An 18420-nucleotide genomic window follows, 5' to 3' on the forward strand; every position below is an offset into this window, starting at 1 on the left:
TTTTTTAGTCAGAAAATAAATTTAGGATCAGGTGAACCAATGGAAAATAAAACCAAGAAAAGAAAGCTTATCGTGATCATCGCGGTGCTGATTATCACAAATATGATCACCTTTACAGTAGCAATAACGAGTAATATGCTCCTTGGGAACAAGCTGATTGTCACAGTTGACAGCAGCGAAACAGCAGCCGGTATAAAAAAGCTCCTGGTACTGAAAGAACAGATCGCCTCAGAATATTACCAGGACGTCGACAACACCACCCTGATTGACGGCGCCATCAAAGGGATGTTTGATAGCCTGGGTGATCCCTATAGCACTTATTTTACCTCTGCCGAATTCAGCAAATACATGGAAATGGCGACCGGGATCTATGAAGGGATTGGGGTGGTGGTCACTGAAGACGAACAGGGCTATACCTATGTGATTGCACCCCAGAAAGGCACCCCGGCAGAAGCCGCCGGGATAAAAACTGGCGATAAGATTATCAAGGTAGATGGCGAGGATGTCAGTACCTTGGGCTCAGATGCCGTTGTCTCAAAAGTGAAGGGGCCAGCCGATACGATTGTCAACATCACCATTGCCAGAGGTGAGGAAATCATCGAAATGGAGCTAGTTCGAAAAACAATTGAAGCAAAAACAGTGGAATCGCGGGTGATCGGCGATAAGGGCTATATTCAAATCAGTGAGTTCACCGACAAAACCGCCGATGATTTCGAGACCCAGCTGAGTGAGCTGCTGGCTCAAAATATTACCGGACTGGTCATCGATTTGCGCAGCAACCCCGGCGGTGGCGTCAGAGAAGCGGTCGAAATTGCCGACCGGATACTGGGACAAACCGTGGTTGTTTATACGGTTGACAAAAATGACAAGAAGACGGAATACGCATCGGATGGTGAAGAACAGCTCAACCTACCGATGGTCGCCCTGGTCGATGGCGGAACGGCCAGCTCAGCAGAAATCCTGGCTGGCGCCCTCCAAGATACTGGAGTCGCCCAACTGGTCGGAACCAAGACCTTCGGTAAGGGTATCGTTCAAGAAATAATCAGCCTCACCGATGGTGGCGGCTTTAAGGTAACAAACTCTGAATATTTTACGCCCAATGGCAATAGTATCCACGAAAAAGGACTGGAGCCAAATATTGTCATCGAAGCCACTGAATTTATGATGAACAATTTATTCACCGATCAAGAAGATGTGCAACTGCAAAAAGCCCTGGAAGTACTCAGCACAAGCAATTGATTTTAAGGATGTCGTGAACTACCCTACCGACTCCTAGGTCACAACATGATATAATAAGGGTCTGACCCCTAGGTCATTGTCGGTAATTCGGTTACTTCTTTGACAGATGAGAGCATGCCATTATGGTATGCTTTTTCAATTCTATATAAAAATTAAGATTTTATTAAAGCAGAAGGATTATCATTTGCCATTAAAAAAAAGCTATGGTAGAATATTAGAACGAATGTTCATCATAATGATTGGAGGACGCTGATGAAGGAAATGAAGCATCCATTTAAGGTTGTCTCGGAATACGAACCCAAGGGCGATCAGGGAGCGGCGATTAAAAAGATTTCAAAGGGAATCAAGGATGGTTTGCGCTACCAAACCTTATTAGGAGTAACCGGGTCTGGAAAAACCTATACCATGGCCAAGGTGATCGAGTCGGTTCAAAAACCAACCCTTGTGATTGCCCATAATAAGACCCTGGCGGCGCAGCTGACCAATGAATTTCGGAGTTTTTTTCCGGACAATGCGGTCGAGTATTTTGTCAGCTATTATGATTATTATCAGCCTGAAGCTTATGTGCCTCACTCGGACCTGTTTATTGAAAAAGACTCATCGATCAACGATGAAATAGATAAATTGCGGCACTCCGCCACCGCCGCCCTGTTTGAACGCCGGGATGTGATTGTGGTTGCCAGCGTATCCTGCATTTATGGGTTGGGTAGTCCCTTTGATTACGAGAATATGATGCTATCGCTGCGTCCGGGAATGGATAAAGACCGCGATACGATTATCCGAAAACTGGTCGATATCCAGTTCACCCGCAACGATATTGCCTTTGAGCGGAACAACTTTCGGGTCAGAGGCGATATCCTGGAGATATTCCCCTCGGCCTCATCAAATAAGGCCATTCGCCTGGAATTCTTCGGCGACGAAATTGAACGGATCACAGAGATTGATACCTTAACCGGGGAGATCTATGGCGAGCTCAACCATGTCTCAATCTTCCCAGCCTCCCACCATACCACCACCCCGGAAAACCTGGAACGGGCGATTGCAGGAATCCAGCAGGAACTGCGGCAGCGTTACGACGAATATACCGAAAACAACCGCCTGGTCGAAGCGCAGAGGATTCTTCAGCGCACCAATTATGATATTGAAATGCTCCGTGAGATGGGCTATTGCAACGGGATTGAGAACTACACCCGCTACATTAACGGCTTACCGCCAGGATCACCGCCCTATACCCTAATTGACTATTTTCCCAAGGATTTTCTAATTATTGCCGATGAATCGCACGTCTCGATCCCCCAGATTGGTGGCATGTTTGCCGGCGATAAGGCGCGCAAGAGCAATCTGGTCGACTATGGTTTCCGGCTGCCTTCAGCCTATGATAACCGGCCGCTTAATTTTTCTGAATTTGAAGGCAAGATTAATCAGATTGTCTTTACCACGGCAACGCCCAGCAAATACGAAAAAGAGCACAGCCAGAATACCGTCGAGCTGATTATCCGACCGACGGGCCTGATTGATCCCGAAATCACGGTACGTCCGGTGGCCGGTCAGATTGACGACCTGTTGGGGGAAATAAAATTGACCACCGACAAGGGAAATCGGGTCCTGGTAACCACCCTAACAAAGAAGATGGCCGAGGATCTTACCGATTATCTAAAAGAAAACGGCATCCTGGTCAATTACCTCCATTCCGATGTCGATACCATCGAACGGATGAAAATTCTGCGCGATTTACGATTGGGTACCTTCGATGTGCTGGTCGGCATCAACCTGCTCCGGGAAGGACTTGACCTGCCGGAGGTTGGTCTGGTGGCGATTTTAGATGCTGATAAGGAAGGCTTCCTGAGGTCTGAGACGTCACTGATTCAAACCGTTGGCCGGGCTGCCCGTAACCTCGAAGGCCACGTGATTATGTATGCCGATAAGATCACCCCCTCGATGGAGCGGGCGATTGGCGAAACCAACCGCCGCCGCGCCATTCAAACCGCCCATAATGTCGCCCATCAGATTACCCCCAGCTCGGTAAAAAAAGATATTCGATCAATTATCGAAGCGACCAAGGTGGCTGAAGCGACGGCGCCCTATGCGATTGGCGACCAAGCGGTCGATATTGATATTAAAATCAAAGAACTGGAACTAGAAATGCTGGCTGCCGCCGAAGCCCTCGAATTTGAACGGGCTGCCAAACTACGAGACGAAGTCCATCATCTTAAAAACTACCGCAGATAAGCATTGTTAATCAGTAGGGGCGGGTATTACCCGCCCGCAAACCATTGTTATACGATATTAAGAAGCAAGCAGAACTTGCTTCTTAATATCGGATTATCGATCGTAACCGATATAAGGAGCACAATGAAATACATCGAAATAAAAGGTGCCAAAGAGCACAATTTAAAAAACATTAACTTGAAAATCCCCCGCGATCAGCTGGTCGTTTTTACCGGGCTCAGTGGCTCGGGCAAGTCATCACTGGCCTTTGATACCATTTACGCCGAAGGACAGCGTCGCTATATGGAGTCGCTTTCTTCCTATGCTAGGCAGTTTCTGGGGCAATCTCAGAAACCCAATGTGGAGAGCATTGACGGTTTGTCGCCAGCGATATCGATTGACCAGAAAACGACCAACCGTAACCCCCGCTCGACCGTCGGCACCGTAACTGAAATCTATGATTACCTGCGGCTGCTCTACGCTCGAATTGGGATTCCCCATTGCCCCAAATGTGGCAAGGTGGTGGAATCCCAGTCGGTCGATCAGATCGTTGATCGGATCATGGCGCTGCCGGAAAAAACAAAGTTTCAGATTCTGGCCCCGGTTGTCCGGAAAGAAAAGGGACAACATAAAAAAACCCTTGATCATATCAAAAAAGAAGGCTTCGTCCGGATCATTGTCGATGGTCAAGCCATGGAAGTCAGCGATGAAATCAATCTTGATAAAAATAAGAAGCATAGTATCGAAGTGGTCGTCGATCGGCTGGTAGCCAAGGATAACCTGGGAAAACGACTGTCTGATTCGCTGGAAATTGCCCTGAAGCTTTCCGGTGGCTTGGTGATCTGTGATGTGATTGGTGGTCAAGCCCAGCTTTTCAGTGAAAAACTGGCCTGTGCCGAGTGTGGCATTGCCATGGATGCCCTGGAGCCACGGACCTTTTCCTTTAATAATCCCTTTGGTATGTGTCCGGATTGTCATGGTTTGGGCTTTCATCAGGAAGTCGACCCGGATCTGCTGATCCCAGATAAAAGTTTATCGATTTCAGATGGGGCGATTAAATTTTTTGGCTTAAAAAGTGATTCCAAATACTATTATAATCTAATCAAGGCACTGGCCGAAAAGCATCAATTTTCAATTGAAACACCGCTGGAAAATGCCAGCGAGGCTTTTTTGCAGGCCCTCTTATACGGCAGTGATGAGGTGCTCGAAATTGCCTACGAAGGCAAGTTTTCGGGCACCTATAGCTCGACCTTTGAGGGCTTGATCAAAAATATGGAACGGCGCTATCTTGAAACCACCTCCGAGCGGATGCGGACACTGATTGAGCGCTATATGTCAGAAACGCCCTGTCCCACCTGTCATGGTAAGCGGCTCAATCCGATCAGTCTGGCGGTCACCATTCATGATCGGAACATCATTGAAATCACTGACATGTCGATCGGTCAACTGATCGTGTTTTTTAAAAGCCAAAAAATGACCGATCGCGAGCTGATCATCGGCGAATCGATTTTCAGAGAAATTGAGGCTCGCCTGAATTTTCTCAAAAACGTCGGTTTGGAGTATCTAACCCTGTCGCGGAGTGCTGGCTCCTTGTCCGGTGGCGAGTCCCAACGGATCCGCTTAGCTACCCAGATTGGCTCCGGTCTGGTGGGAGTCCTGTATGTTTTAGATGAACCGAGTATTGGCCTTCATCAGCGCGATAACCAGAAACTGCTGGAAACGCTGCGGCGCTTAACCGATTTGGGGAATTCACTGATTGTCGTCGAACACGATGCCGAAACCATGGAAGCCGCCGACTATATTGTCGACATCGGCCCTGGACCTGGCCTTCACGGCGGTCAAATCGTCGCCCAGGGCAGTCTGGAAGACATTATCGCGGTTCCGGAATCGGTCACCGGTCAGTATTTCAGTGGCCGGCGCTTTATCCCGATCCCTGAAAAACGCCGGGATGGCAGCGGCGAGGTGATTAAAATTGTCGGCGCCTGCGAAAATAACTTAAAAAATCTCGATGTCGATATTCCGCTGGGAAAATTTGTCTGCGTAACCGGGGTCTCAGGATCGGGAAAAAGTACCCTGATTAATGAAATTCTCTATAAGGGGATTTCCCAGAAGCTTTATCGCAGCCTCAAAAAACCGGGCAAATATACCAGCATCGCGGGGGATGAATTTATTGACAAGGTGATTGATATCGATCAGTCGCCAATTGGCCGAACTCCCCGCTCCAATCCGGCTACCTATACCGGAGTGTTTGACCTAATCCGCGACCTTTTTGCCAAAACCCCCGAAGCCAAGGCCAGAGGCTACCTAAAAGGTCGGTTTAGTTTTAATGTTAAAGGTGGCCGCTGTGAAAAATGTAGCGGTGACGGGATCATCAAAATTGAGATGCATTTTTTGCCGGACGTCTATGTGCCCTGTGAGGTCTGTGGCGGCAAACGCTATAATCGCGAAACCCTGGAAGTCAAATACAAGGGCAAAAACATCGCTGATGTGCTGGATATGACGGTCGAGGAAGCGCTGGACTTTTTCGGCAATATTCCACGAATAAAAGAAAAGCTTCAAACCGTATACGATGTCGGCCTCAGTTATGTGCGACTCGGCCAGCCCTCGACCCAGCTCTCAGGCGGGGAAGCCCAGCGGGTTAAACTGGCCACTGAATTAAGCAAACGCAATACCGGCAAAACCCTCTATGTGCTCGATGAACCAACTACCGGTCTGCACATCGCCGATGTCCATCAGTTGATCACCGTAATCCAGCGGCTGGCCGATAGCGGCAGCACTGTGGTGGTGATTGAGCACCAGTTGGATATGATCAAGGTAGCCGACCACATCATCGACCTCGGCCCAGAAGGCGGCGACGGCGGTGGTACCATCATCGCCATCGGAACCCCCGAAGAAATCGCCCAGGTCCCCGAATCCTACACCGGCCAGTATCTAAAGAAAATCTTACCCTAATTTATAAAAAAGATAACCCAGTACCGACAACCTCAAGAAAGCTGAGTCCAGCTTTCTTTTTAGATACGTTTAAATTAAGCTTAATTACGCAAAAAGTTTCAGTCTCTAATTGACAATGGATTTCAATTAGAGTATAATAAAGCTAACAAAATAAGGATGGCTCAATTAACAAATGATCAGAGATCCGATTTATGAATTTAAACCATAGAATAGAAGGTGTGCTTATGTTTACTTTGAAAGATTTAAGACCAGGTCAAAAAGCCTGTGTTGGCTCTATCGCCGTAGAAGGCTTAATGCGACGTAAACTCATGGATATGGGTGTAACACCAGGTGTAGAGATTCAAGTTAATAAAACAGCTCCATTTGGGGATCCCATCGAAGTTCGCTTAAGGGGATATTCGCTTAGCCTTCGCAAAAAAGATGCTGAGAATATTTTAATGGTTCAGTAATAGAACAGAAACCACCTGTATAGGTGGTTTCCTTGTTTAGATGCTTATAATGTGCAGTCATATAATCAGTAGATAGTCAGGCATCAAGGGAAATGAGGAATGGAATGGAAATGAAATATAAGATAGCATTGGCGGGAAATCCCAACTCGGGAAAGACCACCCTTTTTAATTGTCTTACCGGCAGTAACCTTTACGTTGGGAATTGGCCGGGCGTAACCGTTGAAAAAAAAGAAGGAAATTTGCGAAACACCAAAAAAGATATTACACTGGTGGATCTGCCGGGAATTTATTCATTGGCGCCTTATTCGATGGATGAAATTGTCTCCCGGAATTTTTTGTTGGATGAGCGGCCGGATTTGATCATTAATATTATCGACGCCTCCAATATTGAAAGAAATCTCTATTTAAGTACCCAGCTGATGGAACTTAACTGTCCAATGGTTGGAGCTTTGAACATGATGGATGTGGTTAAAAAAACCGGAGTCGAAATTGATGTCGAGGAGATGGAAAAAATCTTCGGTTATCCCTTTATTGAAATATCCGCTCAGAAAGAAACGGGCATTGACGAGCTGATCAAATTGGTTGAAAAAACTCTGGATATCAAAAAACTAAAGAACTTTCCACCAATATTTGCCCCCGAAATAATGAGTGTATTCAATGAATTTGACAATCTCATCGCCAACAAGTATCCGGAAGTCTTGCCAAATTATCCCCATCTTTTCCGAGCCATTAAACTGATCGAAAAAGATGAAGAAGTATTGTTGAAAATTTATGAAAACATCGATTTACTGCAAGACATCGATCTTGCCAGAAAAAAAATCGAAGCGATAGCCCAACATGATGTCGACAGCGCCATTGCCGATTATCGATATCGCTTTATTACTGAAGGGATCACCAGGGCGACCAAAAAGACAAAGAATAACGCCATCCAATTTCAGGAAAAACTGGATAAGGTGCTGATGAACCGGTATGCGGCACTGCCAATCTTCTTTTTCTTTATGTTTGTTATTTATTATGTTTCAATTACCCTGGTCGGGGAGATTACCATTGGTGGGATCGAGTGGTTTATCAATGATGTGCTGATGGTTGCGGTTGAAATGAGTCTCGGCAGCCTCGGTGCGGCCGGTTGGATCATTGCCCTGATCAATGACGGCATTATTACCGGGGTTGGCGCGGTACTAACCTTTATCCCCCAATTGGTAGTGCTCTTTATATTCATCTCCATTTTAGAAGACAGTGGCTACATGGCCAGAGTTGCCTTTATTATGGATCGGATTTTTAGACATTTTGGCTTATCGGGAAAATCCTTTATCCCGATGGTAGTCGGATTGGGATGTTCAGTTCCTGGGATCATGGCGACCCGCACCCTCGAAAACGAACGGGAACGGAAGCTGACGGCGGTATTGACACCCTTTATTTCCTGCGGTGCCAAGATGCCGATCTATGTCTTGATGGCTTCAGTGTTTTTTGCCCAGTATCAGACGGTATTGGTTTTCTCACTCTATCTGGTCAGTTTAACCGTGGTTTTTGGCTCCGGATTTGTGCTTTCAAAAACCTGGTTCAAGGGTGCGGATTCTGGTTATCTGCTGGAGATCCCGCCGCTGCGTTTACCAAAGCTTAAAAATACCGCCACCCAGGTATGGCAACGGATCAAAGAGTTTATTGTCCGGGCGGGAACGATTATTTTTGCTGCCTCGGTGGTACTGTGGTTCTTGCAAAGTTATGATCTCAGTTTTCAAATGACCCAAACGCCAGATGAAAGTATTTTAGCTATGTTTGGCAAAATCATTGCCCCAATTTTTGTCCCTCTCGGGTTTGGCAATTGGATCGCTTCGGTGGCATTGCTAACTGGTATTACTGCCAAAGAAATGATCATCAGTACCATGAGTGTACTGCTTTCGGGACAGGATGGCAGTTTCACCCTTGCCATCAGTCAGGTTTTTACCCCGGTATCAGCCTATAGCTTTGTCATCTTTATCCTATTAGCTTCACCCTGTATGGCAGCCATCGCGACGATGAAAAAAGAATTGGGAAACTGGCGTGATTTTAGCTTCGCCCTGGCCTACCAACTTGGCCTGGCCTATGGCGTCGCCTTTGTCATTTATCAAGTCGGCAGTCGCGTTTTTGTTTAGCATTCAATTCATGATATTTGATGAATTAGAAAGAAAGAAGGCACAAAAATGATTACCTGGATTCTGGCAGCATTAATTTTAGGTGCGGCAGCTTATATAATCTTTAAGAAAATCAAAAAAATGAAATCAGGCGACTTTTCCTGTGAAGGTTGCAAAGGCAGCGACAACTGCCCGGGCTGCCACTTAAAAACTGAGCCACCCAAAGAAGATGAGGATTGATAAGGGTCTGACCCCTCGGTCATTGGTCGGTACGGGTAGTTTAGCTAAAAAAGCCCCACCAGCTTTGCTGGTGGGGCTTTAAAAAAGACTTAATTATGCAATAAAAACGTTGGTAGCCTGTAAGCCACGATCGGTTTTTTCGGTATCAAAAGTTACGCGTTGTCCTTCAACAAGGTTTTTACGACCATCAGCAATAATTGCTGAGAAATGTACAAATACATCTTCGCCGCCATCTACTGAAATAAAACCAAATCCTTTTTCCTCGTTAAACCATTTCACTGTACCATTATTCATTTTAGGTACCTCCTAAATATTATTAATAAATCGTGATGCAAAAACAAAAAACACATATTTTTGCAAATCATCTAAACGTAAAAATGACTTGCAAAAATATGTGAAATCAATAAATACACTTTAATTCTATTTCATTATACACCCGGTAACGGTTTAAGTCAAATGGTTTCTCAAAGACTGGAGTTGTTTAAGAATAAGAAACTGCTATCCGCGCTTGGAATTTAAAAAAAAAGCCTATCTAGCCAAAACCTAAATTGATCCATCTTGATGGGTATTGGTTAAGATGGATCAAAAAAAGCTGGACTCAAGATTTATGTGGTACAATAACTGTTAAAGTCAATCGACTCATATTTTCTTTTTAACAGATCTTTTGCTTCTTTTAAGACTTCTTTTTCCGAAAGTGGAAGTCTTATCTCACGTATTTCGATGATTTTAAAGGGGTTGTCTTTGATTGATTTTGTCAGAGTAAATCCACCATAAATTTTCGGAACAATCTTCACTTCGAAATTACCGAAAGAAATCAGGGTGTTGTGACCATCTACGATTATTTTTTCAAACATGGTAACACTTCCTTTCTGTATAATGATTCTGATGTTTAAAAAAGTATTGTTATTATACCAAAATTCAGCAGGGAATAAACAGAAAAAACTAAAAAAAATATTTTTTTAAGGTTGACCATTATGTATGATAAAGAAAAACTAAAAGATCTGCCCCAAAACACTGGGGTTTACATCATGAAAAATAAAAATGGCGAGATAATCTACGTCGGCAAGGCGATTAATCTGCGCAATCGGGTGCGGCAATATTTCCATAGTGCCAGTCAGCTCACATCAAAAACAGTGGTTTTGGTATCGCATATCGAAACGATCGAGACAATCGTCACCGATTCAGAAATGGAAGCCCTGATTTTAGAATGTAATCTGATTAAGACCCATCATCCCCGCTATAATATTTTGCTTAAGGATGATAAAAGCTATCCCTGGATACGGCTGACCGTCCAGGAAGAATACCCGCGGCTGCTGATGACCCGGGAATACAAAAAAGATGGGGCTAAATATTTTGGCCCTTTTACCAGTTCCTATGCGGTAAAAAATACCATAGAAGCGATTTTGAAGATTTATCCCCTAAAAACCTGCAACCGTCAGGTTGTCTATGGTAAGAAAACCGGCCGCCCTTGTCTCAACTATCATATTGGCCAGTGTCAGGCGCCCTGTCAGGGCAATGTCTCCAAAGAAAAATATGCCAAAGATATTACTTCCGTTTTGGATATTCTAAATGGCCGGCATCCCGATCTGCTTAAAGATTTAGACAAAAAAATGACCGCCGCCGCGATCAATCAGAATTATGAAGAAGCCGCTAAATATCGGGATCAAATGGCTGGCATTCAGCATATCATTGAAAAACAGAAAATTAGCTCGACCACCAAACAGGATCAGGACTTTATCGGTTATGCCGAAGCTGACGTCTTGGCTTGTGTCCAGGTATTTCATGTCCGCGATGGTAAGCTGATGGGGCGCGATCATTTCTTCCTTGAAGAGATTGGCGATGTCAGCCCCAGAGAAGTGCAGGAAAGTTTTGTCAAACAGTATTATGCCAGTTGCGGGTTTATTCCCCGGGAAATTATTTTAAAAGAACCACTGGATGATCAAAGGGTGATTGAAGCATGGTTGGGCGACCTGGCTGGCAAAAAAATTGAGATCCACTCGCCAAAGCGGGGGCAAAAAATAAAAATGCTGGAAATGGTCGCGGACAATGCGGATCTGGCCTTAAAACAGCAATTATTGGAGAAAAGAGAAAAAGAAATCCGCTCCAAAAGTCGCTTGGACGGACTTCAGGAGTTATTAGGAATGACCCAAAGGCCTAATCGCATTGAGGGCTACGATATTTCCAATATCAGCGGCACCAATAACGTTGGCGGCATGGTGGTTTTCGATGAGGGTAAACTGAATCGGAAGGCTTGCCGCCGCTTTAAGATTAAGTCGGTCGAAGGCCAGAACGATTACGCCAGCATGCAGGAAATGATCTTCAGACGCTTGGAGCGGGCGATGAAAAGCCCGGAGGGGAATAATTTTCTACCCTTACCGGAAATCATGATGATCGATGGTGGCAGCGGGCATGTGAATGCGGTGGAGAGCATTGTTTCCTTATATCCGGTTGATATTGCAGTGTGCGGATTGGTGAAAGATGACCGCCACCGGCTCCGCGGGATTTTCCACCAGGGCACCGAATACCCGATCAAAAAAGCCAGCCCGCTGGGGGTCTTTCTGTATGAAATCTCTGAAGAGGTTCACCGCTATACGCTGGGATACCACCAAATTTTAAGAAAAAAAGAAATGCTGGTCTCGCAATTGGAAGAAATTCCCGGGGTCGGCAAAAAACGCCGGGAAGCCTTAATGGCCCATTTTGGACAGGTGGATAAAATAAAAAAAGCCACCATCGCAGAACTGCAGTCAGTCCCTGGGATGCAGGTGAAAACAGCCCAGGCGGTGTTTGAATATTTTCGTAACAAGACATGAAAAAAACTTTTATCAATGGAAGCTTTGAGGTAGAATAACTTGAGTAGATTAATTAGCAGTAAATCAATGAAAAGAGATAACAGAAGGATGAATGGAAAAGTAAGTTTAGACGATTTTTGTAAAGATATTAAACTTGAAAAAATTTATTATCAGTCAACCGAACTGAATTTGGTCAATAGTGGAATCAACCGGCCGGGCTTGCAGCTTCATGGTTACTATGAGCATTTTGATTCCTATCGGGTTCAGGTGATTGGCAAGGTCGAGGTATCCTACCTGCTGGACCTGGAGCCAGAAGAACGGAATAGGAAGATAGACGATTTTTTTTCCTATGAATTTCCCTGCTTTATTGTCTGTTGGGATTTGGATGAAACCCATCTGTTTGAAGCAGCGGCCAGAAAATACGGACGAACCCTATTAAAAAGCAAGGAAAATACCACCACATTATTTTATGATCTGGTTAATTATATTGATCAGTTATCAGCTCCCCGGATCAGCTTGCATGGGGTATTGGTCGAGGTGTTCGGGGTCGGGGTGCTGATCACCGGACCCAGCGGCATTGGCAAAAGCGAAACCGCCCTGGAAATTGTCAAACGCGGCCATTGTCTGATAGCCGATGATGTGGTGGAGGTCAAACGGATCCGCGACGGTCATCTCATGGGAACAGCCCCGGAACTGCTCCAGCATTTTATGGAAATCCGCGGCATTGGTATTATTGATGTCAGAACCCTTTATGGTGCCAGAGCGGTCAAGAAAGATGTCGAAATTGATATGGTAATCCGATTAGAAAATTGGGATGAACGCTCTCCTTATGACCGTCTTGGACTGGACGAACAAACCTTGGATATCCTCGGCATCGAAATCCCGGAAGTCATGATTCCCGTTTCCGGAGGGCGAAATCTGGCTTGTATCATTGAAACAGCGGCCATCAACAATCGTACCAAACAGTATGGTTATCATTCAGCCCAGGTTTTTTGTGACCGGGTAGCTCATCAGAATGACCTGGACATCCAGAAACGGGAACTCGAGAAAAAAAAGAACCAGTAATAATATATTAATTTTAAAGTAACATTAAATTTAAAGTTGGATATTGATCGTGATCTTTAAAAGAAGGTCACAATAGAAGTTGACGGGAGTCGTCAATAGTAGCCAATATAATCAAGTAGAAAAGAGAAAATTAGCATGAGAAACTATGTTTTAGATGCCCACACCCATACCATCGCCTGCGGACATGCCTATAATACGATCCTCGAATTAGTCGATGCAGCCGCCCAAAAAAACTTAGAGATGATCTGTATCACTGAACATGGGCCAGCCTTGCCGGGCGCACCAACCCCCTTATTTTTTGCCAATTATCGGGTGATACCGGGAAAAATAAACAATGTCAGAATCCTCAAAGGGATCGAGAGCAATATTCTTGATGCCGACGGAAATACCGATATTCCAGTCGAGTTTATCGATTCGCTGGAAATTATTTCGGCATCCCTTCACACCCCGACTTTTAAGCCCCAGACAAAGTCGATCAATACCAGCGCGGTGCTGGGCGCGATTGCCAATCCCGATATTGATTTTATCTGTCATTTGGGAAACCCTACTTATCAACTCGATTATGAGGCCATCTTGCAGGATGCCAAAAAACATAACACCCTGATTGAAATAAATAATGGTTCATTTTTTATCAGAAAAGGTTCAAAACCCAACTGTGAATGGATTGCCAAACGCTGCAAAGAGCTGGAAATCCCGATTATTATTGGTAGCGACACCCATTTTGCAACCGATATTGGCGATTTTCCCTATGTTGATAAAGTTTTAGACGCCATCGATTTTCCCGATGAACTGATTATCAACCTGGATTACCACCGGCTGACTGACTATCTGGAAAACAAAGGCCGGCTACTGTTTGCTGATCCACGGGAATATGCTCAAGAATTGTTTTTGAAAAATGACTAAACTGTGATAAAATAAATCTCGAAAATCAAGTAGGAAAGGACAGAAAAATGACAATAAAAATCATAACCGATTCTGCCTGTGATATATTAGAAATAGATCAACAAGAGTTGAATATAGAGATCATGCCGGTTTATGTGGTCGAAGATCAAAAAACCTATCGCGATGGTATTGATATATCATCAGAAGTCGTTTGTCAGAATATGCGGCAGGGCGTCCGTTATAAAACGTCTCAGATTCCATATGGAGATTTTTACAAACGTTTTGAAGAACTAATCTTAGAAAAGCAACCCTTTATCTATCTGGCTTTTTCCAGTGGACTGTCTGGGACCTATCAGGCCGCCGCCCTGGCGGAACGCGATTTAAAAGAGAAGTACCCCAGTGCAATCTTTGAAGTCGTCGATACCAGAGCGGTCTGTTACGGTTTAGGGCACATTGTTTATGGAGCTGCCAGAGCAGCCGTAGCGGGTGATGACATCGAAGCGCTGATGAAACGGATTAACTACTACATTGATCATGTCAAGCATGTCTTCACGGTGACAGACCTGCAATACCTGTATCGCGGCGGTCGTTTAAATAGGGGGACTGCGATCATCGGAAACATGCTTAATATTAATCCGCTGCTTGAAGTTAATAAAAGTGGTGAATTGCAACAGCTTGACAAGGTCAGAGGCGAAAAAAAGCTGGTAAAAAAAATGGTCGACTACCTGGAACAAAACGGAACTCACTTTGACAAGCAAACCATTGGTATCAGTCATGCCGATAACCCGGAACTGGTTGAGCTGTTTGTAAAAATGGCCGGCAAGCGATTAAATGCCGAGCGCTTTAAAATTGTCTCATTAGGACCAACGGTTTTAACGCACTCGGGACCTGGCACCCTGGCGGTTTTTTTCTTTGATGAATGGAAGGAAGCTTATCAGTTTGCATAACATTAAGGCAGTTATTTAAATACTCGGTATTCATTAATATAGATACCAAAAATATATATGTTCAATTAAAGATTTAACGTAGGGGCGATCCGTGATCGCCCGCACACTGAGCAATTGCCAGTTCGATTTACAAAATTCTTTAATTCGACTTATATAGATTACCAATTCCAATTTAAAATACTAAGGAGCACTATGTTAAATAAGTTAGATTTTTTAGCCCAAAAATATGCTGATTTAAACGAAAAAATCAGCGATCCCGAGATTATCGGTGATCAGAATCAGTGGAGAAAGCTGATGAAAGAACAGTCCCATATCGAACCGATCATTCAAAAGTATAATCAATTTTCAGAAACCTTGTCAGCGATTGATGATACCAAAGAGATGTTGGCCGATAAAGAACTTGAAAAAGATTTCAAAGAAATGGCTGAAGCTGAACTGGAGGAATTAACAGAAAAGAAGATTGAGCTTGAAGAAGAACTAAGAATTCTGTTATTACCCAAAGATGTCAATGATGATAAAAATGTTATTGTTGAGATTCGCGCTGGCGCTGGCGGGAGTGAGGCCGCCTTATTTGCCGGTGATCTGTTTAGAATGCTTACCCGTTACGCCGAACGTCAGGGCTGGAAAAGTGAAATTATGAGTTCCAGCATTCCAGATATTGGTGGGATCAAGGAAATCATTTTTGCGATTGAAGGCAACGGGGTTTACAGTCGCCTGAAATACGAAAGCGGTGTCCATCGGGTACAGCGAATACCGAGTACCGAATCAGGCGGACGAATCCATACCTCAACTGCCACGGTAGCCGTTCTGCCGGAAGCCGAAGATGTTGAAATTGAAATTGGTGCTAACGACCTGCGGGTTGATGTCTACCGCTCATCCGGTAATGGTGGCCAAAGTGTCAACACCACCGACTCGGCGGTGCGAATTACCCATATCCCCACCGGGATGGTCGTGACTTGTCAGGATGAGAAGTCCCAGCTCAAAAATAAAGACAAGGCGCTAAAAATCTTAAAGGCGCGGCTTTACGAAATCGAACAGCAAAAACAACAAAGTGAAATTGCCGAAAACCGTAAAAGTCAGGTTGGTACCGGCGACCGCAGCGAGCGCATCCGAACCTACAATTTCCCTCAGGGTCGCATCTCCGATCACCGCATCAATATGACAGTCTACCAACTCGATGCCTTCCTTGACGGCGACATCGATGAAATGATCAATGCCCTGGTCACCAGTGACCAAACCGAAAAACTAAAGCAACATGCATAAGAAAAGAGCTCTCCGATGATGGAGGGCTTTTTCTGGCAGGGAATAAATTGATGAAATTTAAGCTTATTTAGAAGGAGTACGGCCAAAGAGTCGTAATATTTTATCTTTTTGAAAGCAGTAAACAGACCAAGGTAGGAAATGCCTATAAAATTTCCGGATTAGGTTGACAATCATCAGCTTTATCAGTAGAATGAAAATCAGTTGAAAAAATATAAACAAAAATTTGATCGACAGATCAAATTGTCCTTAAGGAGGAGTAACAATGAAAAAAGTAATCGTAGCAGATCAAGAAGCATGTGTAAATTGTTTGACATGTGAATTAGCATGTTCAACAGCGTTCTACAAGGAACCGGTTTCAGAATTATCTTGTGTTAAAATCACCACTAAAGATGATGGCAGTTTAAAAACATTAGTGTGTGTACAATGTGGTAAATGTGCAAAAGCATGTGAAGCCGGTGCAATCACGCAAAATGCCAAAGGCGTATTCATGATCAGCAAAAAACTATGTGTAAACTGTGGTAAATGTTTAGAAGCATGTCCATTTGGAGTACTGGTTCAATCAGAAGACCGCGATGTCCCATCAAAATGTATTTCCTGCGGAATCTGTATCGACGCATGTCCACAGAACGTATTAGCGATGAAAGAAGCCTAATTCGCTAACTAAAATTTGTCACTTAAAAACCGCCCCTGTTCGAATTATTTTCGAACAGGGGCGGTTTTTTTGTTATAATAATAAATTTTGAATAGGCGTACTGGAAACTCCGTACCGATCAATTATTAATCTGTTGTTTGCTGCGGAATCGGACAGCTACCGCCATGTCCGCTCCGATGCAAACAACATGATGTAATAATTGTCGGTACTACTTAATTAGCAAATTAAAAATCAATCCGCTTGGCAATATAATCAACCACTTCGGCAATCGGCACCCGAACCTGATCCATCGTGTCGCGATCTCTCAGGGTGACGCAGTGGTCTTCTAAGGTATCAAAATCGACAGTGACACAGAAAGGTGTGCCGATTTCGTCCTGGCGACGGTAACGCTTGCCGATGCTGCCGGCTTCATCATATTCGATCATGAAGTGCTTAGACAGCAGGGTAGAGATTTCAACGGCCTTGTCGCTTAATTTTTTGGAAAGTGGCAAAACAGCTGCCTTGTAGGCCGAAAGGAAGGGATGGATCCGCAATACGTTACGTTCTTCTACCTTGTCGCCGCTGTTAATGGTTTCTTTTTCCATGGCATTGCAAAGGAAGGCCAGAAAAACCCGGTCGGCACCCAGTGAGGGTTCGATACAGTAAGGAATGTATTTTTCATTAGTGACCGGGTCGGTGTATTTCATGTCTTTGCCAGAATGATCCTGATGCTGGGTTAAGTCGAAATCGGTACGATCGGCAATCCCCCAAAGTTCGCCCCAGCCAAAAGGAAAGCGGAATTCGACATCAGTGGTAGCGTTACTGTAGTGGGAAAGTTCTTCTTTTTCGTGATCGCGGAAGCGGATATTTTCGTCCTTCATACCCAAGTCAAACAACCATTTTTTGCAGAACGCTTTCCAGTAATCAAACCATTCCAGATCAGTGCCAGGTGCACAGAAGAATTCCAGCTCCATTTGTTCAAACTCGCGGGTTCTAAAGATAAAGTTGCCCGGTGTAATTTCATTACGGAAGGATTTCCCAACCTGGGCAATACCAAAGGGTATCTTTTTACGGGTGGTACGCTGAACATTTTTGAAGTTTACAAAAATACCCTGGGCGGTTTCTGGTCGCAGGAAGATCTCGCTGGCGGTATCTTCATTGACACCCTGAAAGGTTTTAAACATCAGGTTGAACTGGCGGATATCGGTATAATCCATTTTTCCGCACTCGGGACAGACAATCTGGTGTTCCTCGATAAAAGCCTTCATCTCCTGATTCGACCAGGCATCGACAATTACATCCTCACCTTTTTCAAAGTAGTAGTCGGCAATCAGTTTATCAGCCCGGAACCGTGATTGACAGGCTTTGCAATCCATTAGCGGATCGTTAAAGCCGCCCACATGTCCAGAGGCGACCCAGGTTTTTGGGTTCATCAGAATAGCCGCATCAAGCCCGACATTGTAGGGGGATTCCTGGACGAACTTCTTCCACCAGGCTTTCTTAACATTATTCTTCATTTCGACACCCAGTGGGCCGTAATCCCAACTGTTGGCGAGACCATCATATATTTCTGAACCAGGGAAGATAATTCCCCTCATTTTGGCGAGACTGACAATTTCAGCCATTGTAAAATCTGACATTTTT

Annotated in this window: 15 protein-coding genes; 12 read left to right on the plus strand and 3 right to left on the minus strand. The window is 44.5% G+C overall.

Features of this window, described 5'->3' with window-relative positions; all coding sequences use genetic code 11:
• Positions 1-39 precede the first annotated feature (39 nt).
• From QZ998_RS09365 to QZ998_RS09390, 6 genes are all read left to right on the plus strand, one after another.
• Positions 40-1239 carry a S41 family peptidase gene (locus QZ998_RS09365; RefSeq protein ID WP_296559976.1) on the plus strand — a complete coding sequence of 400 codons (1200 nt, stop codon included), beginning with the start codon at positions 40-42 and terminating at the stop codon, positions 1237-1239.
• A 252-nt stretch (positions 1240-1491) separates the two neighbouring features.
• Complete coding sequence (uvrB, locus tag QZ998_RS09370) at positions 1492-3468, plus strand: excinuclease ABC subunit UvrB (RefSeq protein ID WP_296559978.1); 1977 nt, start codon at positions 1492-1494, stop codon at positions 3466-3468.
• Between the two features lie 123 nt (positions 3469-3591).
• Entirely contained in the window at positions 3592-6399 is a 2808-nt protein-coding gene (gene uvrA, locus QZ998_RS09375; RefSeq protein WP_296559979.1) for an excinuclease ABC subunit UvrA, read from the plus strand.
• Positions 6400-6623: 224 nt separating this feature from the next.
• Entirely contained in the window at positions 6624-6848 is a 225-nt protein-coding gene (locus QZ998_RS09380) for a ferrous iron transport protein A (RefSeq protein ID WP_026395981.1), read from the plus strand.
• A gap of 104 nt (positions 6849-6952) precedes the next feature.
• Complete coding sequence (gene feoB / locus QZ998_RS09385) at positions 6953-8980, plus strand: ferrous iron transport protein B (RefSeq protein ID WP_296559984.1); 2028 nt, start codon at positions 6953-6955, stop codon at positions 8978-8980.
• A 48-nt stretch (positions 8981-9028) separates the two neighbouring features.
• A complete protein-coding gene (locus QZ998_RS09390) occupies positions 9029-9199 on the plus strand; it encodes a FeoB-associated Cys-rich membrane protein (protein ID WP_296559986.1) in 171 nt (56 codons plus the stop codon).
• A 93-nt stretch (positions 9200-9292) separates the two neighbouring features.
• Here the strand turns inward: QZ998_RS09390 and QZ998_RS09395 are convergent, their stop codons facing one another.
• Both QZ998_RS09395 and QZ998_RS09400 read right to left on the minus strand, forming a co-directional pair.
• On the minus strand, positions 9293-9493 hold the full coding sequence (locus tag QZ998_RS09395) for a cold-shock protein (protein WP_014356887.1): 201 nt from the start codon (positions 9491-9493) through the stop codon (positions 9293-9295).
• Positions 9494-9804: 311 nt separating this feature from the next.
• The gene (locus QZ998_RS09400) at positions 9805-10053 is read right to left on the minus strand and encodes a hypothetical protein (protein WP_296559993.1); all 249 of its coding nucleotides are present in this window, start codon (positions 10051-10053) and stop codon (positions 9805-9807) included.
• Between the two features lie 120 nt (positions 10054-10173).
• On the opposite strand from QZ998_RS09400, the gene uvrC reads away from it, so the two are divergent.
• The 6 genes from uvrC (at position 10174) to QZ998_RS09430 (ending at position 16797) form a co-directional block, all read left to right on the plus strand.
• A complete protein-coding gene (uvrC, locus tag QZ998_RS09405) occupies positions 10174-12009 on the plus strand; it encodes an excinuclease ABC subunit UvrC (RefSeq protein WP_296559994.1) in 1836 nt (611 codons plus the stop codon).
• Positions 12010-12096: 87 nt separating this feature from the next.
• Entirely contained in the window at positions 12097-13053 is a 957-nt protein-coding gene (hprK, locus tag QZ998_RS09410) for an HPr(Ser) kinase/phosphatase (RefSeq protein ID WP_296559996.1), read from the plus strand.
• Positions 13054-13188: 135 nt separating this feature from the next.
• Complete coding sequence (locus tag QZ998_RS09415; protein ID WP_296559998.1) at positions 13189-13956, plus strand: phosphatase; 768 nt, start codon at positions 13189-13191, stop codon at positions 13954-13956.
• Between the two features lie 47 nt (positions 13957-14003).
• On the plus strand, positions 14004-14882 hold the full coding sequence (locus QZ998_RS09420) for a DegV family protein (RefSeq protein ID WP_296560000.1): 879 nt from the start codon (positions 14004-14006) through the stop codon (positions 14880-14882).
• 192 nt (positions 14883-15074) lie between these two features.
• Positions 15075-16145 (plus strand): peptide chain release factor 1, encoded by a 1071-nt coding sequence (gene prfA / locus QZ998_RS09425; RefSeq protein ID WP_296560001.1) that lies wholly within the window; start codon positions 15075-15077, stop codon positions 16143-16145.
• A gap of 262 nt (positions 16146-16407) precedes the next feature.
• Positions 16408-16797, plus strand: coding sequence for a 4Fe-4S binding protein (locus QZ998_RS09430; protein ID WP_296560003.1), 390 nt, complete (start codon positions 16408-16410; stop codon positions 16795-16797).
• 224 nt (positions 16798-17021) lie between these two features.
• Here QZ998_RS09430 and QZ998_RS09435 read toward each other — a convergent pair whose 3' ends face one another.
• A complete protein-coding gene (locus QZ998_RS09435; RefSeq protein WP_296560004.1) occupies positions 17022-18416 on the minus strand; it encodes a glycine--tRNA ligase in 1395 nt (464 codons plus the stop codon).
• Between the last annotated feature and the right edge of the window lie 4 nt (positions 18417-18420).

The organism is uncultured Acetobacterium sp., assembly GCF_927416815.1.
Classification (GTDB): Bacteria; Bacillota; Clostridia; order Eubacteriales; family Eubacteriaceae; genus Acetobacterium.

What these genes read in the sequence shown, in the direction of transcription:
- QZ998_RS09365 (WP_296559976.1), top strand. Translation starts at nt 40, where the DNA reads ATGGAAAATAAAACCAAGAAAAGAAAGCTTATCGTGATCATCGCGGTG.
- uvrB (WP_296559978.1), top strand. Translation starts at nt 1,492, where the DNA reads ATGAAGGAAATGAAGCATCCATTTAAGGTTGTCTCGGAATACGAACCC.
- uvrA (WP_296559979.1), top strand. Translation starts at nt 3,592, where the DNA reads ATGAAATACATCGAAATAAAAGGTGCCAAAGAGCACAATTTAAAAAAC.
- QZ998_RS09380 (WP_026395981.1), top strand. Translation starts at nt 6,624, where the DNA reads ATGTTTACTTTGAAAGATTTAAGACCAGGTCAAAAAGCCTGTGTTGGC.
- feoB (WP_296559984.1), top strand. Translation starts at nt 6,953, where the DNA reads ATGGAAATGAAATATAAGATAGCATTGGCGGGAAATCCCAACTCGGGA.
- QZ998_RS09390 (WP_296559986.1), top strand. Translation starts at nt 9,029, where the DNA reads ATGATTACCTGGATTCTGGCAGCATTAATTTTAGGTGCGGCAGCTTAT.
- QZ998_RS09395 (WP_014356887.1), bottom strand. Translation starts at nt 9,493, where the DNA reads ATGAATAATGGTACAGTGAAATGGTTTAACGAGGAAAAAGGATTTGGT.
- QZ998_RS09400 (WP_296559993.1), bottom strand. Translation starts at nt 10,053, where the DNA reads ATGTTTGAAAAAATAATCGTAGATGGTCACAACACCCTGATTTCTTTC.
- uvrC (WP_296559994.1), top strand. Translation starts at nt 10,174, where the DNA reads ATGTATGATAAAGAAAAACTAAAAGATCTGCCCCAAAACACTGGGGTT.
- hprK (WP_296559996.1), top strand. Translation starts at nt 12,097, where the DNA reads ATGAATGGAAAAGTAAGTTTAGACGATTTTTGTAAAGATATTAAACTT.
- QZ998_RS09415 (WP_296559998.1), top strand. Translation starts at nt 13,189, where the DNA reads ATGAGAAACTATGTTTTAGATGCCCACACCCATACCATCGCCTGCGGA.
- QZ998_RS09420 (WP_296560000.1), top strand. Translation starts at nt 14,004, where the DNA reads ATGACAATAAAAATCATAACCGATTCTGCCTGTGATATATTAGAAATA.
- prfA (WP_296560001.1), top strand. Translation starts at nt 15,075, where the DNA reads ATGTTAAATAAGTTAGATTTTTTAGCCCAAAAATATGCTGATTTAAAC.
- QZ998_RS09430 (WP_296560003.1), top strand. Translation starts at nt 16,408, where the DNA reads ATGAAAAAAGTAATCGTAGCAGATCAAGAAGCATGTGTAAATTGTTTG.
- QZ998_RS09435 (WP_296560004.1), bottom strand. Translation starts at nt 18,416, where the DNA reads ATGTCAGATTTTACAATGGCTGAAATTGTCAGTCTCGCCAAAATGAGG.